The 18,829-nt window shown below is 74.3% G+C and carries 22 protein-coding genes; 11 read left to right on the forward strand and 11 right to left on the reverse strand.

All coding sequences use genetic code 11. From position 1 onward, the window contains the following. Positions 1-216 precede the first annotated feature (216 nt). The 3 genes from IG88_RS0127125 to IG88_RS0127135 are packed head-to-tail and all read right to left on the reverse strand — an operon-like array spanning position 217 to position 3,197. Entirely contained in the window at positions 217-1,425 is a 1,209-nt protein-coding gene (locus IG88_RS0127125) for an FUSC family protein (RefSeq protein ID WP_199807503.1), read from the reverse strand. A gap of 34 nt (positions 1,426-1,459) precedes the next feature. Further along, positions 1,460-2,116: an HAD family hydrolase gene (locus IG88_RS0127130; protein WP_031046499.1), complete on the reverse strand. Its 657-nt coding sequence runs from the start codon at positions 2,114-2,116 to the stop codon at positions 1,460-1,462. Between the two features lie 49 nt (positions 2,117-2,165). Then, a complete protein-coding gene (locus tag IG88_RS0127135) occupies positions 2,166-3,197 on the reverse strand; it encodes a PHP domain-containing protein (protein ID WP_031046502.1) in 1,032 nt (343 codons plus the stop codon). Positions 3,198-3,364: 167 nt separating this feature from the next. Here IG88_RS0127135 and IG88_RS0127140 point away from each other — a divergent pair, with 167 nt between their 5' ends. Next, entirely contained in the window at positions 3,365-3,601 is a 237-nt protein-coding gene (locus IG88_RS0127140) for a hypothetical protein (protein WP_031046504.1), read from the forward strand. A 109-nt stretch (positions 3,602-3,710) separates the two neighbouring features. On the opposite strand, the gene IG88_RS0127145 is transcribed toward IG88_RS0127140, so the two are convergent. Continuing rightward, entirely contained in the window at positions 3,711-4,262 is a 552-nt protein-coding gene (locus IG88_RS0127145) for a VanZ family protein (protein ID WP_031046507.1), read from the reverse strand. A gap of 350 nt (positions 4,263-4,612) precedes the next feature. On the opposite strand from IG88_RS0127145, the gene IG88_RS0127150 reads away from it, so the two are divergent. Genes IG88_RS0127150 through IG88_RS0127175 form a run of 6 tightly spaced genes read left to right on the forward strand, consistent with a single transcriptional unit; the run spans position 4,613 to position 8,535 of the window. Beyond that, positions 4,613-4,795: a hypothetical protein gene (locus tag IG88_RS0127150; RefSeq protein WP_031046510.1), complete on the forward strand. Its 183-nt coding sequence runs from the start codon at positions 4,613-4,615 to the stop codon at positions 4,793-4,795. Continuing rightward, complete coding sequence (locus tag IG88_RS0127155; protein WP_031046511.1) at positions 4,792-5,244, forward strand: monovalent cation/H+ antiporter complex subunit F; 453 nt, start codon at positions 4,792-4,794, stop codon at positions 5,242-5,244. The genes IG88_RS0127150 and IG88_RS0127155 overlap by 4 nt, the downstream gene beginning before the upstream one ends. Next, positions 5,237-5,524 carry a hydrogenase subunit MbhD domain-containing protein gene (locus tag IG88_RS0127160; protein ID WP_031046521.1) on the forward strand — a complete coding sequence of 96 codons (288 nt, stop codon included), beginning with the start codon at positions 5,237-5,239 and terminating at the stop codon, positions 5,522-5,524. The genes IG88_RS0127155 and IG88_RS0127160 overlap by 8 nt, the downstream gene beginning before the upstream one ends. Then, on the forward strand, positions 5,521-6,387 hold the full coding sequence (locus tag IG88_RS0127165; protein ID WP_078861627.1) for an MnhB domain-containing protein: 867 nt from the start codon (positions 5,521-5,523) through the stop codon (positions 6,385-6,387). The genes IG88_RS0127160 and IG88_RS0127165 overlap by 4 nt, the downstream gene beginning before the upstream one ends. Before the next feature lie 7 nt (positions 6,388-6,394). Beyond that, entirely contained in the window at positions 6,395-6,754 is a 360-nt protein-coding gene (locus IG88_RS0127170; RefSeq protein WP_031046527.1) for a sodium:proton antiporter, read from the forward strand. Beyond that, positions 6,754-8,535 carry a complex I subunit 5 family protein gene (locus IG88_RS0127175; protein ID WP_031046529.1) on the forward strand — a complete coding sequence of 594 codons (1,782 nt, stop codon included), beginning with the start codon at positions 6,754-6,756 and terminating at the stop codon, positions 8,533-8,535. The genes IG88_RS0127170 and IG88_RS0127175 overlap by 1 nt, the downstream gene beginning before the upstream one ends. 22 nt (positions 8,536-8,557) lie before the next feature. Here IG88_RS0127175 and IG88_RS0127180 read toward each other — a convergent pair whose 3' ends face one another. From IG88_RS0127180 to IG88_RS0127195, 4 genes are all read right to left on the reverse strand, one after another. Further along, positions 8,558-9,241, reverse strand: coding sequence for a DUF4230 domain-containing protein (locus IG88_RS0127180; RefSeq protein ID WP_031046530.1), 684 nt, complete (start codon positions 9,239-9,241; stop codon positions 8,558-8,560). Positions 9,242-9,370: 129 nt separating this feature from the next. Beyond that, positions 9,371-11,236: a tetracycline resistance ribosomal protection protein Otr(A) gene (gene otr(A) / locus IG88_RS0127185; RefSeq protein ID WP_031046532.1), complete on the reverse strand. Its 1,866-nt coding sequence runs from the start codon at positions 11,234-11,236 to the stop codon at positions 9,371-9,373. 422 nt (positions 11,237-11,658) lie between these two features. After that, complete coding sequence (locus tag IG88_RS0127190) at positions 11,659-12,045, reverse strand: anti-sigma factor antagonist (protein ID WP_031046535.1); 387 nt, start codon at positions 12,043-12,045, stop codon at positions 11,659-11,661. A 130-nt stretch (positions 12,046-12,175) separates the two neighbouring features. Further along, positions 12,176-13,117, reverse strand: coding sequence for an NADP-dependent oxidoreductase (locus IG88_RS0127195; protein ID WP_031046538.1), 942 nt, complete (start codon positions 13,115-13,117; stop codon positions 12,176-12,178). Between the two features lie 210 nt (positions 13,118-13,327). Here IG88_RS0127195 and IG88_RS0127200 point away from each other — a divergent pair, with 210 nt between their 5' ends. Then, a complete protein-coding gene (locus tag IG88_RS0127200; protein WP_031046542.1) occupies positions 13,328-13,723 on the forward strand; it encodes a VOC family protein in 396 nt (131 codons plus the stop codon). Between the two features lie 27 nt (positions 13,724-13,750). On the opposite strand, the gene IG88_RS0127205 is transcribed toward IG88_RS0127200, so the two are convergent. Together IG88_RS0127205 and IG88_RS0127210 are read right to left on the reverse strand one after the other, a co-directional pair. Next, positions 13,751-14,059, reverse strand: a complete 309-nt coding sequence (locus tag IG88_RS0127205) for a DUF4235 domain-containing protein (protein WP_030399619.1) — start codon at positions 14,057-14,059, stop codon at positions 13,751-13,753. A gap of 92 nt (positions 14,060-14,151) precedes the next feature. Continuing rightward, positions 14,152-15,177 (reverse strand): glutathione S-transferase family protein, encoded by a 1,026-nt coding sequence (locus tag IG88_RS0127210; protein WP_031046545.1) that lies wholly within the window; start codon positions 15,175-15,177, stop codon positions 14,152-14,154. Between the two features lie 217 nt (positions 15,178-15,394). Between IG88_RS0127210 and IG88_RS0127215 the strand changes: the two genes are divergently transcribed. Then, on the forward strand, positions 15,395-16,339 hold the full coding sequence (locus IG88_RS0127215) for a cation diffusion facilitator family transporter (RefSeq protein WP_031046549.1): 945 nt from the start codon (positions 15,395-15,397) through the stop codon (positions 16,337-16,339). 64 nt (positions 16,340-16,403) lie between these two features. Here IG88_RS0127215 and IG88_RS0127220 read toward each other — a convergent pair whose 3' ends face one another. Continuing rightward, a complete protein-coding gene (locus IG88_RS0127220) occupies positions 16,404-16,853 on the reverse strand; it encodes a nitroreductase family deazaflavin-dependent oxidoreductase (protein WP_031046551.1) in 450 nt (149 codons plus the stop codon). 377 nt (positions 16,854-17,230) lie between these two features. Here IG88_RS0127220 and IG88_RS0127225 point away from each other — a divergent pair, with 377 nt between their 5' ends. Together IG88_RS0127225 and IG88_RS0127230 are read left to right on the forward strand one after the other, a co-directional pair. Next, positions 17,231-18,493, forward strand: coding sequence for a cytochrome P450 (locus IG88_RS0127225; RefSeq protein WP_051852079.1), 1,263 nt, complete (start codon positions 17,231-17,233; stop codon positions 18,491-18,493). Between the two features lie 12 nt (positions 18,494-18,505). Then, positions 18,506-18,706, forward strand: a complete 201-nt coding sequence (locus tag IG88_RS0127230; protein ID WP_031046557.1) for a ferredoxin — start codon at positions 18,506-18,508, stop codon at positions 18,704-18,706. Positions 18,707-18,829 lie beyond the last annotated feature (123 nt).

An 18,829-nucleotide genomic window follows, 5' to 3' on the forward strand; every position in this document is an offset into this window, starting at 1 on the left:
CCGACCGCGACGGGGGAATCACGGCCGGGGCGGCTCTTGCGGATACGGATGGCGGTCGCCTCTCGGCGAAAGGCTCCACAGGGCTTCAGCCGAACGATCGTCCCTGTGGGCAATAGGTGAGGCCCGGGGACACTGTCCCATCCGTACCCACGGTCTGTTCAACGGAGAAGGGCCTGCCGGTGTTCCACCGTCTGTCGCGGTTTGGGGTGATGTGCGTCACTGCTCGTGCGGGCCGGCCGACCTGTGGGGCTCCGGCACGATCTCGGCCCACAGGTTCTCCGCCTGCAGGAGCAGTGTGCCGAGGACCGCGGTCCTCGCGGCCTCCCGCCCGGCGTGTTCCCGCAGCCCTTCCTGCAACCGGCCGTGCAGTTCCTCCATCGTCTCCTCGGTGGCCGCCTCCGTGCCGCCGTCGGCCCGCTCGCCCACCAGCCGGCGCGCCTCGGCGTGGCAGGCGTCGCCGATCAGCCCCAGCAGGCGCGCGTACAGGTCCACGACCGGTCCCTGGGGCGGTGCGGGTGTCCGGTGCTCGTCGGCGGCCACGGCCAGCGTCCGGGTCAGCGCGCCGACGTTCGCGGTGACGCGGCTCCACCGCCGGTCCTCGTCCTCCGGCGGTGCCGCCGTCGGGCCGCGGCGCAGCAGGCGCAGCGGGCCCGAGGTCAGCCGCAGGCTCTCCCGGCTCCACGACCGGGCCGAGTGCAACGCCTCCAGCCGCCGTTCGAGCCGTGCGGCGCCGTCGGACCAGCCGGCCGCGGTCTGCGCGTCCCACTGGTCCTCCCGCAGGCCGTCGGCGACGGTGCACAGCAGGTCACCCGCCTCCCGGGCCAGCGCCGCGAGGTTCTCCCGTACGTCTCTCAGGTGGATCGGCGGCAGCACCAGCGCGTTGACGGCCACGCCGACGACCGCGCCCAGCGCCGCCTGCCCCACCCGGTGGCCGACCGCGGCGGCGGACACCGGCGTGCCGGAGGCCAGGACGAACACCGCCGTGGTGGCCGCGTAGATGCCCTGCCGGCCGAAGCGGGACCAGTTCGCCACCAGCATCAGCACCGGCAGGGACAGCGCCAGCGCACCCGTGTTGTCGTCGGTGATCGCCTGGGCCGCCGACGCCACCAGCGCGCCGAGGCAGATCGCCGTGAACTGCTGGCCGGCCTGGCGCACCGAGCTGTAGACGGTGGCCTGCACCAGGACCAGCGCCACCCAGGGCGCCATCAGCGCCATCGGGTCGCCCAGCCAGACCCCCGCCACGGCCCAGGCGATCAGCGCCGCGCCCGCGGCCTTCAGCGACTGCGTGACCAGGTCGCGTTCGCGTCCCGGCCCCCGCCAGGCGGCCCGGGCGGCCCGTCCGACGGCACACGCCTCCCACCACACGGCGGCCAGGGGCCGCCTGCCCCGGAGCGTTTCCCGGAAACCGTGGAACACAGCGGTCATGCGGTGCCGGCCGTCCGCGACAGGAACGCATGGTTCACGCGAACGGGCTCCCGTCCAGCGAGGCCAGCAGGTCGGCCGGGTCGGCGTACACCTCCCGGGCGCCCGCCTCCTCCAGGTCGGCGCGGGGCAGACCGCCGCACAACACGCCCACGCAGCGCACCCCGGCCCGGCTGCCCGCGCGCATGTCCCACACGGTGTCGCCGACGAACACGGCCCGTTCGGCCGGCACCCCGGCCAGTTCCAGGGCGTGCTCGACCGGCTCCGGGGCCGGTTTGCCCGCCTGCACGTCGTCGGCGCCGGCGGTGGCGGAGATGGCGTCGTCCGCGTCGATCGCCCGCCGCAGCGCGCCCAGCTCCGAGCCGCCCGCGGAGGTGGCGAGGACCACCGTCCAGCCGTCACGGGCGAGCCGGCGCAGCAGGTCCCCGGCGCCCGGCAGCGCGGGCAGCCGGTCGAAGTACTGGCCGTACAGCGCCTTGTGGGCGGCGCTCAGCGCGGCGTCCCGGCCGGTGTCCCGGTCCTCGCCCAGCAGGTGGGCGATCAGGTCGGTGGAGGCGAGCCCCACCGCCCGGTGGACCGCGTGCATCGGCACCTGGTGGCCCGCCTGCCGCAACGCCTCCCACCAGGTGGTCACATGCAGGTGATTGGTGTCGACGAGAGTCCCGTCGACGTCGAACACGGCCGCCCGTCGCATGCACTGTCCTTTCCCGTCCGTGGAGCCCGGCTCGGGACCGGGTACCACGTCAGCGCCGCCCCACTCCGGCCGGCGTGCGGCCCTCGCGCGTCCAGGCCAGCAGCTCGTCCAGGGACCACGTGGTGACCACGCGCTCCGGCGGCACCCCGCACTCCTCGGCCCGCGCGCAGCCGTGGATCTGCCAGTCGAGCTGACCGGGCGCGTGCGCGTCGGTGTCGATCGCGAGCAGCACCCCGGCCGCCACCGCCCGGCGCAGCAGCCGCCGGGGCGGGTCGAGCCGCTCCGGACGGCTGTTGATCTCCACGGCCGTACCGGACTCCGCGCAGGCGGCGAACACCTCGTCCGCGTCGAACTCCGACTCCGGCCGTCCCCGCCCGGTCAGCAGCCGGCCGGTGCAGTGCCCGAGGACGTCGGCGTGCGGGTCGCGGACGGCGGTCACCATGCGGCGGGTCATCGAGCGGGCGTCCATGCGCAGCTTGGAGTGCACGGACACGACCACCACGTCGAGCCGCTCCAGCAGCTCCGGCTCCTGGTCCAGCGAGCCGTCCTCGAGGATGTCGCACTCGATGCCGGTCAGCAGGCGGAAGGGGGCCCAGGTCTCGTTGAGCTCCGCCACCAGGTCGAGCTGCTCGCGCAGCCGCGCGGGGGAAAGCCCGCGGGCCACCGTCAGCCGCGGCGAGTGGTCGGTCAGGGCCGCCCACTCGTGCCCGAGGGCCGCGGCCGTCCGGCCCATCTCCTCGACCGGGCTGCCGCCGTCGGACCAGTCCGAGTGCAGGTGGCAGTCGCCGCGCAGCAGCGCCCGCAGCCCCTCGCCGCCCCGGGTGAGCGGGGTGTCCGCCTCGTCCTGCAGTTTCGCCAGGTAGCCGGGCACCTGCCCGGCCAGCGCCTCGCGCGCCACCTGCGCGGTCTTGGGCCCGACGCCCTTGAGCGACTCCAACGACCCGGCCCGCTCGCGCAGCTCGGCGGCCGGGAGCCCGCCGAGCACGCCCGCCGCGGTGCGGAAGGCGCGGACGCGGTACGTCGGTGCCTGGGCCCGCTCCAGGAGGAACGCGATCCGCTCCAGCGCCTCGACGGGGTCCATCGCCGCCTCCTCGTCCCACCTCGGCCGGCCCTCCCGCCGGCCTCCACCGGCATGTCCAGGGTTCCCCAGGGCGCCGGGACCCGCACCACGAACGCGGGACCTCGCACCCGGCGCGCTCGGCCCTGCCGGGTTCCTCGCTTCCACGGATTCCGGCCTACCCTCGATGCATGACCGAGATCGACAGCCCGTACATCGGCAATCCGCGGATCCTCGTCTTCGGGGTGCAGGCAGGTCCGCCCCCGTTCCGGATCGTGGAGATCGACGGCGAGGTGGTCGGCGAGGCCAGGAGCGTCGTCGACGTGCTGGAGGCCGCCGCCGCCTACGGCATCACCGTCCAGGACCTGGACGACCCGGCCGTCGTCCGCTGGGTGGGCGGCGACAAGTTCACCTGGAATCCGCACTAGTCACCCGGGCCTCGCACTGGTCACCCGGACCCCGCACCAGGAAGGCGCCGGGCCGCCCCGCAGGTGGTGCGCGGGTGTCCGCGCCGCCGTGGCACCGGACGTCCCGGTCTCAGGTGCGGGCCCGCCGCGCGTGCACCGCGCGGCTCATCCGCCGGCCGAGGAGCAGGTAACCGGCCAGTGCACCAGTCGTGTTGAGGATGACGTCGTCGACGTCGAAGGCCCGCCCGGTGACCAGAGCGCCCTGCGCCAACTCCACCAGCAGCATCACGGCCGCCGTCAGCAGCAGCACGCGCAGCACACCGCGCGTGCGCGGGGCGACGACCGGGACCAGCACGCCGAACGGCACGCCCAGCAGGATGTTCCCGCCGATCTGCTTGACGGCGTCGCGCAGCGCGGGCTGGTCGAGATAGGCCCTCAGGGAGCGCCCGGGGTGCAGGTTGCTGTGTACGAGGGTCTCGGACGCGGGGGAGGGGTGCAGGGTCAGCCGCGCCAGCACCACCGCGAACGCCACCATGAAGACGAAGGCGCACGCCGTCGCCAGCAGCCGCAACGGCAGGGCGAGTGCGTGCCGTTCGCGGGTCCCGGTCCCGGTTCCGGTCTCCCGCGTCTTGGCGGCGCGGGGGCGCGGCCACATACGCAGTCCTGAGGCGGCACGAACCATGTCGGTCCTCCAGTCGTCAACTTCCCCGCGTGGTAGCGCGGTTACCCGCCGAACCGCCGAGGATGCCCGGCGCGCGGCACAGCGTGCCCGCGCACCCGTCCCGGCCCGCTGTGCGGTGCTCCCGCGCCCGGATTCCGCTCGCCCGGCCGGGGCACTCCGGCCGGTGGTGACACCGCGCGCCGCCGTCGGCCGCCCCTCGCGCGGTGCTTGGATGGCGGCCGGACCGGAAGGAACCGCAATGAAAGCGGCATGCCGGGAATGCGGGACGTGAGGCACCGGACTGCCCGGCCGTGAAAGCCCGTCAAGCCCGTTGAGCCAGTCAAGCCCGCGAAGGGCCGTGGAGGTGGCGTGTGAAGGGCCGTAGGACACTCCTCGCCCTGGTCGAGGTGGCCGCGTGGTGGGTCCCGCTCGCGGCGCTGTGGCTGGTCCTCATCAGTGGCGTCGACCCTCTGGAACTCGCCGTGGGCGCCGGGGCGTCGGCGCTGACGGCGTTCGTGGCGCGTGGCGCGCGGCGGGCGGTGAGCGGGCGGTGAACGGCTGGATCCTCGCCGCCGTCCTCGTCCTGGCCGGCGGAGTCGGCGCCACCCTGTGGGGGGTGACGACCGGGCCCCTGCGCCGCCGTGCCACCGCCCAGAACCTCTGCACCGCCCTGGCCTGTCCGGCCCTCCTGCTGCTCGCCCAGGGTTACGGCCGTCCCGCCTACGTCGACCTCGCCCTGGTGCTCGCCGTTCTCGGGCCGGTCGGCACCCTCGTCTTCGCCCGGCTGCTCGCCGACGAACTGGCCGACGACCCGCCGCACGCCGGCGGCCCCACCTGGACGGCCGCGGCCCTCGGCGCCGCGGTCGTGGTGGCGGTCGCCGTGGCCACCGGGCCGGGCAGGGCCCTGGTCAAGCTGCTGGTGATCGGGGTGCTGCTGGTCGGCGGCAACCTGATCGCCTCCCGGGCGCTCGCCGGCGGCATGCAGGAGGGCCGCGGTGACTGAGACCGTGATCGTCGTCGCGCTGCTGCTGGTCGCCGCGTCCGCCACGGCGGCGGTGGCCGTCCGCGACCCCGTGCGCCAGTCCCTGGTCCTCGCCGTCCTCGGTGTCGTGCTCGCCGTGCTCTTCACCGTGCTCCAGGCGCCCGACGTGGGCCTGTCGCAACTGGCGGTGGGCTCCCCCCTGACGCCCCTGTTGCTGCTGCTGACGGTCCGCAAGGTGAAGCGGCGCGGCCGGCGCCCCGAGCGCGGGCGGAGCGGAGGAAGAGGGGGAGGAGGGCCGTGAGCTCACGCGTGCGACGGTGGCTGGTGGCCCTGGGCGGTGCCGGACTCGCCGCTCTGCTCGCGGCCGCCTGCCTGCGGCTGCCCGGCTTCGGCGGCGACCGGCACCCCTACGGCGACCGGGCCGTAGGGGCGGCCCTGAGCCGGCACACGGCCAACACCGTCTCCTCCGTCACCTTCGACCAGCGGGGCTTCGACACGCTCGGCGAGATGAGCATCCTGTTCGCGGCGGTCCTCGGCAGCGTGGTCCTGCTGCGCCAGACCCGCGACGAGCACCGGGCCCGCCCGGAACCCGCCGCCGTCTCCCGGCCCGTGCGGCGCTACGCCCTGCTCGTCCTGCCCGTGGCCCTGCTGACCGGCCTGTACGTCATCGCCCACGGCCAGGTCAGCCCCGGCGGCGGTTTCCAGGGCGGCGTCGTCGCCGCCACGGCCCTGCACCTGCTCTACCTGGGCGCCGACTACCGGGCCCTCGAACGCCTGCGGCCCCTCGCCCCCTACGAGGCGGCCGACGCGCTCGCCGCCTCCTCCTACCTCGTCACCGGCCTCGCCGCCCTGCTCGCGGGCTCCGCCTTCCTCGCCAACACCCTGCTGCCGTACGGCACGTTCAACACACTCGCCTCCGCGGGCACCGTCCCGCTGCTGAACGCCGCGATCGGCATGGAGGTGGCCTGCGCGGTCGTCGTGCTGCTCGCGGGGTTCCTGGACCAGGCCGTGGAGATCGTGGACGAGGGCGAGAACGACGGGAGCGGCAGGACCGGCGGGACCGCCGCGAACGACGGAAACGCCGCGAACGACGGAAACGCCGCGAACGACGGAATCGCCGCGGACGGCGGGGACCACGACGACTCCGGCAAGCGCGGGAAGTGAGAGCCCCATGACCGCCCTGACACACGTACTGCCCTACCTGGTGGCCGTCTGGGTCTTCCTGGCCGGCTGCTACGGCCTGGCCACCAGCCGCGACCTCATCCACGCCGTCGGCTGTCTGTCCGTGTGCCAGGCCGCCACCTACGTCCTGCTGCTCGCCGTCGGCTACCGCGAGGCGGGCACCGCGCCGGTCTTCTCCGACGTCACGCCGGGCTCCCGGCCGGTGGTGGACCCTGTCGTCCAGGCCCTCGCCCTGACCGACGTCGTCGTCGGCGCCACCGTCACCGCCCTCCTGCTCGCCCTGGTCGTGCAGGTCGCCAAGCGGCACGGCACGGTGGACCCGGACGAACTGAGCGAGCTGCGCGGCTGATGCACCACCTGCTGCCCCTCCTCGTCGCCGTACCGCTGCTCGGTGCCGCCCTGCTCGCCGCCACGGGCCGGCACCTGCCCCGTGCCGTCGCGGACGGCGCCGCCTGCGCGGTCTCGGCCGGCACCGCGGCGCTCGCCCTCCTCCTGCTGACGCACTCCTCGCCGCCGCTGACCGAGTGGGCGGGTGGCTGGGAGCCCGTGGCGGGACACAGCGTCGGCATCGTCCTGACCGGCGACGGCCCCGGCCTCGGCATGGCCGCACTCGTCTGCGTGCTCACCCTCGCCGCCCTCGCCTACTCCCGGCGCTCCCTCGACGAGCCGCCGCACGGCCACGCGGGGGCGTTCCCGGCGCTCGTACTGGTCTTCCAGGCCGGCATGTGCGGCTTCGCGACCGCCGGCGACCTGTTCAACGCCTTCGTCTGGTTCGAGCTGATGAGCGTCGTCGCCTACGCCCTGACCGGGCACCGCGTCGAGGAGGCCAGGGCCGTCCAGGGCGCGCTCGCCTTCGCCGTGGTCAACTCGCTGGGCGCCTACGCCCTGCTGATGGGCATCGCCCTGCTGTACGCCCGCACCGGCGAACTCGCCCTGGCCCGCATCGGCGACGCGCTCGACGCCCACGGGCCGCCCGACGCACTGGTGCTGGCCGGGTTCGTCCTCGTCCTGACCGGGCTGCTGGTCAAGGCGGCGGCGGTGCCCTTCCAGTTCTGGCTGCCGGACGCGCACGCGGTCGCTCCCACCCCGGTGTGCATGCTGTTGTCCGGCGTCATGGTCGAACTGGGCGTCTTCGGCGTCTGGCGCGTCTACGACACCGTCTTCTCCGGCCCCGGCGGACTGCCCGCCGCCGACGCGGAGCGGGTGCTGACGGTGCTGGGCACGGCGACGGCGGTGACCGGCGCGGTGATGTGCTGGCACCAGCGGCACATCAAGCGGCTCCTCGCGTACTCGACGATCGCCCACACCGGCCTGTTCCTGATCGGCCTCGGCACCCTCACCCCCGGGGGCGACGACGGGGTCGCGCTCTACGTCGTCGGGCACGCCGGGGTCAAGGCGGCGCTGTTCGCCTGCGCGGGCATCCTCCTGGACCGCTACGGCAGCGTCGACGAACACGTCCTGCACGGACGCGCCCGCCCCCTGCGCGGCGTCGCCGTGATGGTCGTCGCCGGCGCACTGGGCCTCGCCGGTCTGCCGCCGTTCGGCACGGCACTGGGCAAGTCGGCCGCCGAGGAGGCGGCGGGCGGCCCGTTCACCGTGCTCTACGTCCTGACGAGCGCCGTGACCGCGGCGGCCGTCCTGCGGGTGGCCGCGAGGGTCTTCCTGGGCCTGGGCCCGTCCCCCCGGGAGGCGGGCGGGGAGGGCGCCGACGACGCGTACGAGACCACCGGCTCGGGGGAGGAACCCGAGACCGGGCGGCGACTGGGCCGGATCCCCGACACCATGACCGCGGTCCCGGCGCTCCTGCTCGCCGGGGCCCTCGCCGCCGGTGCCGTCCCCGGCTTCGGCACCGCGGTGGCCCGTGCCGTGAGCGGGGCCACCACCGCCGGGCTGGTCCACACCTCCGTGCGCTGGACGCCCCTGGGCGTCGGCCTGGGCCTGCTCTCCAGTCTCCTGGCCGTGGCCATGGCGGCCGTCGCCGTGGCCCGGCCGGGGCTGCTCGCGGTGCCCGGCCGCACCCTGCCGCTGCGGAGGCTCCAGTCCGGGCACATCGGTGACTACGTGGCGTGGCTGCTGGTGGGCACCACCGTCCTCGGGGCGCTGGCCCTCCCGGCGGTCCTGTCCGGGTGACGGGGCCGTGCCCACGCGGGCCTCAGGTCCCGTACGTCACCCGGACCTCCTCGAAGCCGAGGGACGTCAGCAGGCCACGGAGCATGGCGGTGGTGTTGCTCTCGGCACGCGCCGTCAGCTCACTGTCCTTCGCGGCGTCGCCGATGTGCCGGGCCGCGAGCTTGCGCACGGCCTGCTCGCTGTTCGGGTTGTCCGAGAAGAGGTCGCCGAGCCGGTCGAGCAGGCCGCGCTTCTTGGAGACGGCGTAGGAGCGGTCGGGGTCGAGGGCCGGATCGCCCAGCGCGGCGTGCGGCAGCCGCAGCGTGGCCGACGTCCGGTCCTCGTCGACCCGCACGTCGTCCTCGCCCACCTTCCCGAGGTCGACGTAGGCGTCGACCGTGCCGGCGCCGACGTACAGGGTGCGGGTGCCGCGGATCGCGTCCGGCAGGAACCTGGCGTCCTTCTCCAGGTCCACGACGACCTGGAAGTTGCCGGACGCGGCTTCGTAACGGCTGAGGTCCTGGACGGACTTCAGCAGCGCCGGGCCGGAACGGTCCCGGGTCTCGGAGCCGAAGAAGTCCTTCAGCCCGGGCAGGACACTCAGCCGCAGCCCCGCGAAGAGCACGACGAGCACCAGCACCACGGCGGTGAGCGCCTTCGCCCAGCCGGGCATGCGCCGCGCGGGCCGCTCGGTGGAACGGGTGGGCTTCCTGACGGGAGTCGTCATGGCGACGGCCCTCCTTCCTACTGACCCGGATGCCCGCCATCTCCCGCGCCAGACAGGTGAGTTGACGAGCTGGTCCGGGCTCCAGCACGGGAGGCGGCACATATGAGGCGCGCGGGGACGTACGGCGGCTCAGCGTCCCGGCACGACCGGCCGGTCGGCGGCCGGACGCGAGGACCAGACCGCCTCCCCGCGCGTGACCCCCGGCAGCCGCAGCTCCGCCTCCCGGGCCCGCCGGGCCGGCAGCTCGCCGGTGACGATCCACGCGGGGTCGCCGCCCGCCGTACCGGTGAAGTGCGCGCCCAGCGAGCCCAACAGGGCCGTCACGGCCGCCAGCGCGTCAGCCGGGACCTCCGCCTCGAAGGCCAGGTAGGGCTCGTACAGAACGGTTCCCGCCCGGGCCAGCGCGCGGCGCAGCACGACCGGCGTCAGCCCCCGGAAGTCGGCCGCGGTGCTGAGCACCGAGCTGAAACCCGACCGGATCAGCGTCACCCGGCAGTCGGTGACCGGGGCCCCGGACGGCCCGGCCAGCAGCGTGGTGTGGACCGTCTCCTCGACGGCCTGGTGGAAGGCCCGCGGCAGCGCGCCGAGTTCCGTCTCGTGGGCGAACACCCCGCCCGAACCGCGGGGCCCCGGCTCCACGCGCAGTCCGACCGTCGCGAAGTACCGGGTGTGGTCGAGCCACGGCATCTCCTCCGCCGCCTCACCGGTGCCGGCCGGGCGCTCCAGGAGCCGGACGCGGCCCGGCGTGAACTCCGCCTCGATGCCGAACTCCTCGGCCAGCGTCGCCGCGAGCACCTCCATCTGGACCTCGCCGTACAGCAGCAGCGCGGTGGCACCGGCCGCCGCTGGGCGGGCGTGCAGCAGCGGATCCCGGTCGGCGAGCGCCAGCAGGGCCGCGCGCAGCGGCGCCGCCTGCTCCGGGCGCCGGGCCCGGACCAGCGTCTGCAGGGTCGGCGGCGCGAACTGCGGTGCGCGGTCGGAGGGTTCGCCGAGCCGGTCGCCGACGCGCAGGCCGCCGGGGACGGTGAGCGCGGCGATGTTCCCGGCGGTGAGCGTGGCGTCCCCGCCGACCACGTCGAGGCGGGTCACCCGGCCGCAGACCTCGGTGGTGTGCCCGTCCGACCCGCGCCGCAGGAACGTCAGCCGCCGGCGCGGGCGGACCTCGCCGGCGTACAGCCTCAGGTACGCCCGGTGCTCGCCGCCGGGTCCCGGGCGAACGGCGAACACCGTGCCGCGCGGCTGCCCGGTCCCGGGGGTGGCGGGCGCGGCCGGGACCAGCGCGACCAGGCCCTCGGCCAGCTCCGCGACGCCCTGGCCGCCGAGCGCGGAGCCGTGGAACAGCGGGTGGAACGAGCCGTCCGCGGTCCGCGAGGCCAGGGCGGCCGCCAGGTCCCCCGCGGTCGGTTCGGGCCCGTCGACCAGCGCGGCCAGGACGTTAGGGTCCACCTCGGCGAGTGCCTGGGCGGTCCGGTCGTCGAGCGGGCGGCGGACCACCCGGGCGTGCGCGGTCCCGGCGTCCGCCACCTCGGTCAGCGGTGCGACGTGCGGTGTCAGCAGGCGCCGGACGTCGTCGAGCAGGGCGTCGGTGCGCGCGCCGGTCCGGTCGATCTTGTTGACGAACACCACGGTGGGCAGCCGCAGCCGCCTCAGGGTGCGCATCAGGACGCGGGTCCGCGCCTGTACGCCCTCGACGGCGGACAGCAGCAGCACCGCGCCGTCGAGCACCTCCAGGGCGCGCTCGACCTCCGCGACGAAGTCGGAGTGTCCCGGGGTGTCGATCAGGTTGACCCGTGTGCCGCCGGCCGTGAAGGAGGCGACGGCGGAGCGGATGGTGATGCCGCGGCGGCGCTCGATGCCGTCGTCGTCGGTGACGGTGTCGCCGGTGTCGACGCTGCCGAGCCGGTCCACGGCGCCGTGATCGAACAGGAGCCGCTCGGTGAGGCTGGTCTTACCGGCGTCGACGTGGGCCAGGATGCCGATGTTCAGGGTGTGCATGCGTGGAGGAGTCCTCGAAAGCCGTGGGCCGGAAGGGGCGCTGGGGGTTTCGGAGGAGTCGGCGCATACTGGGGCTTCCTGACGCGAGGAGGAGCACGGACGGCGTCATCATGGCCCGGGACCCCGGGCGTGGCGCAACCTGATTTCCGGGAGCCGGGGCTCCCGGCCAGACAGGATCACGCGAGGAGCGGTCCGTGCGGGACATCGCCGTGTTGAGCGTGGCACCCGCCCCGGAACGGCCGAGGAGGTCCGCGCCCACCCGGGAGTGCCGCTCGGCCCCACCCGGGCCGGCCGGTTCGCCGGCCACTGACTCGAAGCGCGGCTCATGGCCGACTGGCGTCAGCGGGGCGCACGAACCGCGGGTCCTGTCCATCGCCCGGCGCGGGCCCAGGCGGTGTGCCGCATCGAGGACGGAGAGTCGGTCAGCGCCCTGTCCGACGCCCGGCCGGCGGGCTGAGGCCGAGCGCCTCGTCCAGGGTCGGCCGCGGTGGCAGCAGCCGCCCCAGGCCGGTGATGCGCAGCATGCGCAGGGTCAGCGGGTGGGCGCACACCAGGTGGAGCTGCCCGCCCTGCTCCAGTACCTGGCTGCGGGCCCGGTACAGCAGGCGCAGTCCGGAGCAGTCGAAGAACTCGATGCCGCCGAGGTCCAGGACCACCCGGGCGCCGGGGCGCCGTGTCTCCCGGTCCAGGTGCGGGGCGATCTCCGCCGCCGAGGCGATGTCGATCTCACCCCGGAACTCCAGCACCGTGTGCCCCTGGTGCCGGCGCACACGGAGGTGCCGGGTGGGCGACGCCGATTCCTGCCGCACGAACCTTGCCTCCAGCCTGTCCCGGCCGCTTACGGCCTGCTTCCCGGGGGCTCAACTACCCAGTCCGCTCGGAAAGTTACCCTGATCGAGCGAGTTTGAGCATGTTCGATTGACATATGTCATCGGAATCTCAGTCGACCACGAGGACGAGCTTGCCCGTCGTACGGCCCGTCTCGCCCTGCGTGTGCGCCCGCGCCGCCTCCGCCAGCGGGAACGTCTCCGCGATCTCGGCCCGCAGCTTCCCGGACTCGGCCAGACGGGCGATCTCCTTCATGTCCGCCCGGTCCGCGTCGACCAGCATCCGCACCGCACGGACGCCCAGCCGGTCTGCCTCCTCGAAGAACTCGTCCGACCCGACCGGCAGGATCGACACCACCACCCCGCCCGGCCGCAGCACCCGCAGGGACCGCAGGGACGTGTCGCCGCCGATCGTGTCCAGGACCACGTCGACGTCCTTGACGGCCTCGGCGAAGTCCGTCTCCCGGTAGTCCACCGTCTCGTCCGCACCGAGCGAGCGCAGGAAGGCGTGCTTGCCCGCGCTGGCCGTACCGATCACGTGGGCGCCCCGGGCCTTGGCGATCTGCACCGCCACGTGGCCCACGCCGCCGGCCGCCGCGTGGACGAGCACCCGCTGCCCCGGCTGCACGTCCGCCCGCTCCACCAGGGCCTGCCACGCCGTCAGCGACACCAGCGGGAGCGCGCCCGCCTGGACGTGGTCGATCCCGGCCGGCTTGTGGGTGAACACGCGCGCCGGAGCGGTGACGTACTCCGCGTGGGACCCGTGGCCGAACGGGTAGGACAGCATGCCGAAGACCTCGTCGCCGGGCCGGAACGCCGCCACGCCGATCCCCACCGACTCCACCACGCCCGACACGTCCCAGCCCAGCACGAAGGGAGGCTCGCCGAGGAAGCCGCCGTTCGCCCGGTGCTTCCAGTCGGTCGGATTCACCCCGGCGGCACGCACCCGTACCAGCACTTCGTTGGGACGCGGCTCGGGGCGCTCCAGCCGCACCTCCTTCAGGACCTCGGGACCGCCGAGGACGTCCTGGCCGACGGCGCGCATGGTGTTCATCGGGACCTCGCAACTCAGGGAGGGAACGGGGGACACGGTCTGCAACCTCCGACGTGATCGTGCCATTCCCCGCGCCGTCCGGCACCGGGAGCCGCCCCGGCGGGTGGCGGCCGGGCGGGGCGTCCGCCGACTGATTCGGCCGGGCCGGGATATGCGCAAGGCAGGGGGCACGGGACACGGCGTCCCACGCCCGGAACCTTCGGAGGAGACATGGCACTGGTCAACGCGGGCGTCGTGGTGCTCGACTGCGCCGAACCCGAGCGGCTCGCCGAGTTCTACAAGGGCCTGCTGGGCGCGCGGGAGTGCGACGTGAGCGCCAACCGGATCGAGATCGAGGGCCCCGGCGGCTTCCGCATGGCCTTCCGGCGGGACGTGAACGCGACCCCGCCGAGCTGGCCCCGCCCGGAGAACTCCCTCCAGGTCCACCTGGATTTCGTGGTGGCGGACCTGGACGAGGCCGAGCGTGAGATCGTGGGGCTCGGCGGACGCCCGGTGGAGGCGAAGGACCCGGTCGGCCCGCACGAGGAGCGCGGCTTCTCCGACCCGGCCGGCCACTCCTTCACCCTCCGCCACGCCCTCGCGCCGACGGCACCCAAGCAGGGCTAGGGGATGTCCTGACACCCGTCCGCGGGATCAGTCCCGGCCGCCCTTGCCGGCGACCGGCCAGGTCCCCGTGGAGCGCTGGATGGCCTTGGCGCCCGTGCGGTCCACGGCGCTGCGCACCGCGGCGAAGATGGCGCCCTGGATCGCCGCGGCCAGCAGGATCTCGCCCCAGCCACGGTCCGGGTCCAGGGCGTCGGGCGCGTCGTCCTCGTGCCTGAGCAGCTTCCAGGTCTTCTGGAACGTCATCCCGGCCAGCGTCCCGCCCAGCCAGCCGAGCGCGAACCCGACGGGCTTGTAGGCGAGGGGCAGCTTCTGCTTCTTCTTCGCCTTCTTCGCCATGGAAATCTCTCCTTGTGCTCGTTGCGGCCTCGTGTGCGGCCTCGCGCGCGCCGGTCGGTCGGGCGCGCCGGACGGTACGTACGCGTGACGGGTCAGGGCCTGCCGGGCACCGGTACCTCCTCCTCGGCCCGGACCGGCCCCGGCGGGGTGCCGTCGCCGAACGGACGGCCGCCCAGCTCCTCCCGGTGATGGGGCGTGAGCCAGCCGGCCAGGTCCGGGCCGAGGGGGACGATGCCCGTCGGGTTGATGCCGGTGTGCACCTGGTAGTAGTGGCGTTTGATGTGGTCGAAGTCGACCGTGTCCCCGAATCCCGGCGTCTGGAACAGGTCGCGGACGTACCCCCACAGCACCGGGTTCTCCGTCAGCTTCCAGCGGTTGCACTTGAAGTGGCCGTGGTAGACCGCGTCGAAGCGGACCAGCGTCGTGAACAGCCGGATGTCCGCCTCCGTGATCGTGTCGCCGACCAGGTAGCGCTGCCGCTCCAGCCGGGGCGTCAGTTGCTCCAGCCGCCGGAACACCCCGGCGCACGCGGCCTCGTACTCCTCCTGCCCGGTGGCGAAACCCGCCCGGTAGACCCCGTTGTTGACGTCCTCGTAGACCCCGGCCATCACCTCGTCGATCTCGTCGCGCAGGGCCTGCGGATACAGGTCGGGGGCGCCCGGCCGGTGCAGGGCGGTCCACTCGGTCGCGAGGTCGAGGGTGATCTGCTGGTAGTCGTTGGTGACCAGCGCCCCGCTGGGCACGTCCACGACCGCCGGAACGCTCACCCCGCCCGGGTAGCCGGTCTCCCGCCGGTCGTAGGCCTCGCTGAGGTAGCGGATGCCGAGGACGGGGTCCCGGCCGTCCGGGTCGAGCGTGAACCGCCAGCTCCGGTCGTCCTGGACCGGGTCGGCGACCGCGAGGGACAGGGCGTCCTCCAGACCGAGCAGCCGCCGGGACACCAGGGCCCGGCTCGCCCACGGACAGGCGCGGCTCACCACCAGCCGGTAGCGGCCGGCCTCGACCGGCCAGCCGTCCCGGCCGTCCGCCGTGATCCGGTCCGCGAAATGGCTCCGGGACCGTTTGAACGCCTTCCTCCCGTAGCCGCTGTTGCCCGGGGTGCCGTCGTCACCGCTCATGGCCCTGCCTTTCCGCCGTCCGTGTGTCCTTGTGCGGGCGCTCCCCGTCGTTCCGTGTGCCCCCTGTGTAGGCGTTCCCCGTTTTCGCCCGTCGGCACGGGCGGCCACCCGCAAGGCGGGTGTGAGCCGCGCCGGCCGGGGCAGTCGGGGCTTCGTGAGCGGGACAGCAGGAGAAGAGGAACGGGGCCGCAAGGCCGACCGCAGGACACGCGTCACCGTGCTCGTGGCCCTCGCGGCCAACCTGGTGATCGCGGTGGCCAAGGCCGTCGGCGGATTCGTCGCGGGGTCGCCCGCGCTGCTGTCGGAGGCGGCGCACTCCGTCGCGGACAGCATGAACGAGATCTTCCTCCTCGCCGCGCTGCGCCGCAGCCGCCGCCCCGCCGACCGCAAGCACCCCTTCGGCTACGGCAAGGAACGCTTCTTCTGGTCGCTGCTCGCGGCCGTGGGCATCTTCGTCATGGGCGGCTGCTTCTCCTTCTTCCAGGGTGCCGAGGCCCTGCGCAACGGAGCGGACGAGAGCCTCGGCGGCTACGTGGCCGGCCTGATCGTGCTCGGAATCGCCCTGCTCGCGGAGGGCGGCTCCCTGCTGCGGGCCCTGCACCAGGTGCGCGGCCAGGGCGGGCTCGCCGAGGGGCTGCGGGACCCCGCGCTGCGCACTGTGGTCGCCGAGGACGGCACCGCGGTGCTCGGCGTCACCCTCGCCATGACCGGCATGGCGCTGCACATGGCCACCGGGCAGGTGGTGTGGGAGGCCTGCGCCTCGCTCGCCATCGGCGCCCTGCTCGTCCACGTGGCCTACCGGCTGGGCCGCGAGGCCCGCGACCAGCTCATCGGCGAGGCCGCCGACCCCGAGGCCAGCGGACGGATCCGGGCGCTGCTGGCGGCCCAGCCGGAGATCGACAGCGTCGAGGCGCTGTTCACCATGAAGACCGGCCTCGACTCCGCCCTGGTGGCCGCACGCGTCGACCTCGTGCCGGGCCTGGACAGCGAACAGGTGGAGGAGGTGGCCGTGCGCATCAAGAGGTCGATCAGGCGCACCGTCCCCGAGGCGCGGCAGGTCTTCCTCGACGTAACGGACCGACCCGCGCGGGAGGCGGCGGGAAGCCCGGCCGCGACGACGGCGGAAGGCCCCGCCGCGACGGGGGAACGCGGCGGGGCCTGAACGACGTGTTCCCGGTGCCCGCCGCTCCATGCACGCCGGTCCGGGAAACCTCCGCGCGCCCGGTTCAGCCCGCGTCGGCCGGCTCCAGGACGAAGACCGGGATCTCCCGGTCCGTCTTCTCCTGGTAGTCCGCGTACGACGGGAACGCCGCGACCGCGCGCTCCCACCACTCGGCCTTCTCCGCGCCCGTGACCTCACGGGCCGTCATGTCCTGCTTCACGGGGCCGTCCTGGAGCTCCACGTGGGGATCGGCGAGCACGTTGAAGTACCAGACCGGGTGCTTGGGAGCCCCGCCCAGGGAGGCGACCGCGGCGTAGCGGCCCTCGTGCTCGACGCGCATCAGCGGCGTCTTGCGCAGCTTGCCGCTCCGCGCGCCCCGGGTGGTCAGCACGATCACGGGCAGGCCGGTGTCCCGCAGGGTCGTGCCCTTGGTGCCGCCCGAGCTCTCGTACAGCTCGACCTGTTCGCGCACCCACTGCGTAGGGCTGGGTTCGTACTCGCCGTCAAGAGGCATGGGTCTCCGTCCGTATGCGTCGTGGCGTGTGGCCGGCCGGGTGGGCACCGACGGCCGGCGTCTGAGCATCCTTACCGCATCCTGCCCCTCGTACCCCTGTGGTCGCGAGAACATCCGGAGGCCGCTGCTCCGGCCGCCGCCCCGCACACCGTGCCGCTCGGCCAGTTCCGGGGCGCGGCAGGGGGTGCCGGAGGTCCCGATCGCGCCACTCGCGCCGCCGGTCCGAGCGGCGCGGCGGGGTTCCGCCGGTCCCCGACCGGTGGTCCCCGGCCAGTCTGCCGACGCCGGTGATCTGGCCGAACTTGCCGTCGCTCCATAGATGCCCGAGGCATCTAATGAAGATCGGCAGGACGCACTCTTCGTCTGCGAGGTCTTCCATGACGGACACCGACACGACGGCGGACACCGACACCGACACGACGACCGACACCGACACGGCGGCGGACCGGGGCACGGCGGCCGCCGTCGCCTTCCCGCAGGACCGGACCTGTCCCTACCACCCGCCCGCCGGCTACGACCCGCTGCGCGCCACCCGGCCGCTGGCCCGGGTCACCCTCTTCGACGGCCGACCGGCGTGGCTAGTGACGGGACACACCGCCGCCCGTCAACTGCTCGCCGACCGGCGCCTGTCGAGCGACCGCACCCGCGACGGCTTCCCCGTCGCCTCGGCGCGCCTGGCGGGCGTACGCGGCCGCAAGACCGCCCTGGTCGGCGTCGACGACCCCGAGCACCGCACCCAGCGCAGGATGGTGCTCCCCGAGTTCACCCTGCGGCGCGCCGCCGCGCTGCGTCCCCACATCCGGCGGATCGTCGGCGAACGGCTCGACACGATGATCGCCGGGGGCCCGCCCGCCGACCTCGTGCGGGCCTTCGCGCTGCCCGTGCCCTCGATGGTGATCTGCGCACTGCTCGGGGTGCCCTACGCCGACCACGAGTTCTTCGAGGAGCAGTCCCGCCGGCTGCTGCGCGGCCCGCTGCCCGCCGACACCGTCGACGCCCGGGACCGACTGGAGGCGTATCTCGGGGAGCTGATCGACCGCAAGCGCAGGGCGCCCGGCGACGGTCTGCTGGACGACCTGGTGCGGCAGCAGCACAGCGAGGGCACGACCGACCGCGAACAGCTCATCGCCTTCGCGGTGGTCCTGCTGGTCGCCGGCCACGAGACCACCGCCAACATGATCTCGCTGGGTACCTACACCCTCCTGACCAACCCCGGCAGGCTGGCCGAACTGCGCGCGGACCCCGGGCTGCTGCCCGACGCCGTGGAGGAGCTGATGCGGGTCCTGTCGATCGCGGACGGGCTGCTGCGCCTGGCCGTCGAGGACATCGAGGTGGACGGGCAGACCATCCGGGCCGGCGACGGGGTCGTCTTCTCGACCTCGGTCATCAACCGCGACGAGTCCGTCTACCCCGACCCGGACGCCCTCGACTGGCACCGCCCCGCCCGCCACCACGTCGCCTTCGGGTTCGGCATCCACCAGTGCCTCGGCCAGAACCTGGCCCGCGCCGAACTGGAGATCGCCCTGCGCGCCCTCTTCGACCGGCTGCCCACGCTGAGCCTGGCCGCACCGCCGGAGGAGATCCCCTTCAAGCCCGGCGACACGATCCAGGGGATGCTGGAACTCCCCGTGACCTGGTAGGAGGGTGCGGACATGCGGATCGGCATCGACAAGGACACCTGCATCGGCGCGGGCCAGTGCGCCCTGACCGCCCCCGACGTCTTCACCCAGGACGACGACGGCTACAGCACGCTCCGGCCCGGCCGGGAGGACGGCGGCGGCAGCGCGCTGGTACGGGAGGCGGCCCGTGCCTGCCCGGTGGGCGCGATCACCGTTCCGGAGCGGGCGGGCTGACCGCCCGGCACCCGCACCGCACCCGCACCCGCCGGAGTCGGTCCGCGTCCGGAGGCGGCCCGGCAGGGGTTCGCGGACGAGGGAACAGACCGGGAGCGACAGGACCGCACGGCCCTTCCTCCA

Origin of the sequence: Streptomyces sp. NRRL F-5650 (assembly GCF_000721365.1) — a bacterium.
Taxonomy (GTDB): Bacteria; Actinomycetota; Actinomycetes; order Streptomycetales; family Streptomycetaceae; genus Streptomyces; species Streptomyces ardesiacus.

Coding starts and splice junctions, on each gene's coding strand:
- IG88_RS0127225 (WP_051852079.1), top strand. CDS start 17,231: ATGACGGACACCGACACGACGGCGGACACCGACACCGACACGACGACC.
- IG88_RS0127195 (WP_031046538.1), bottom strand. CDS start 13,117: ATGAACACCATGCGCGCCGTCGGCCAGGACGTCCTCGGCGGTCCCGAG.
- IG88_RS0127230 (WP_031046557.1), top strand. CDS start 18,506: ATGCGGATCGGCATCGACAAGGACACCTGCATCGGCGCGGGCCAGTGC.
- IG88_RS0127175 (WP_031046529.1), top strand. CDS start 6,754: ATGCACCACCTGCTGCCCCTCCTCGTCGCCGTACCGCTGCTCGGTGCC.
- IG88_RS0127135 (WP_031046502.1), bottom strand. CDS start 3,197: ATGGACCCCGTCGAGGCGCTGGAGCGGATCGCGTTCCTCCTGGAGCGG.
- IG88_RS0127200 (WP_031046542.1), top strand. CDS start 13,328: ATGGCACTGGTCAACGCGGGCGTCGTGGTGCTCGACTGCGCCGAACCC.
- IG88_RS0127180 (WP_031046530.1), bottom strand. CDS start 9,241: ATGACGACTCCCGTCAGGAAGCCCACCCGTTCCACCGAGCGGCCCGCG.
- IG88_RS0127140 (WP_031046504.1), top strand. CDS start 3,365: ATGACCGAGATCGACAGCCCGTACATCGGCAATCCGCGGATCCTCGTC.
- IG88_RS0127170 (WP_031046527.1), top strand. CDS start 6,395: ATGACCGCCCTGACACACGTACTGCCCTACCTGGTGGCCGTCTGGGTC.
- IG88_RS0127125 (WP_199807503.1), bottom strand. CDS start 1,425: ATGACCGCTGTGTTCCACGGTTTCCGGGAAACGCTCCGGGGCAGGCGG.
- IG88_RS0127205 (WP_030399619.1), bottom strand. CDS start 14,059: ATGGCGAAGAAGGCGAAGAAGAAGCAGAAGCTGCCCCTCGCCTACAAG.
- IG88_RS0127130 (WP_031046499.1), bottom strand. CDS start 2,116: ATGCGACGGGCGGCCGTGTTCGACGTCGACGGGACTCTCGTCGACACC.
- IG88_RS0127210 (WP_031046545.1), bottom strand. CDS start 15,177: ATGAGCGGTGACGACGGCACCCCGGGCAACAGCGGCTACGGGAGGAAG.
- IG88_RS0127145 (WP_031046507.1), bottom strand. CDS start 4,262: ATGGTTCGTGCCGCCTCAGGACTGCGTATGTGGCCGCGCCCCCGCGCC.
- IG88_RS0127220 (WP_031046551.1), bottom strand. CDS start 16,853: ATGCCTCTTGACGGCGAGTACGAACCCAGCCCTACGCAGTGGGTGCGC.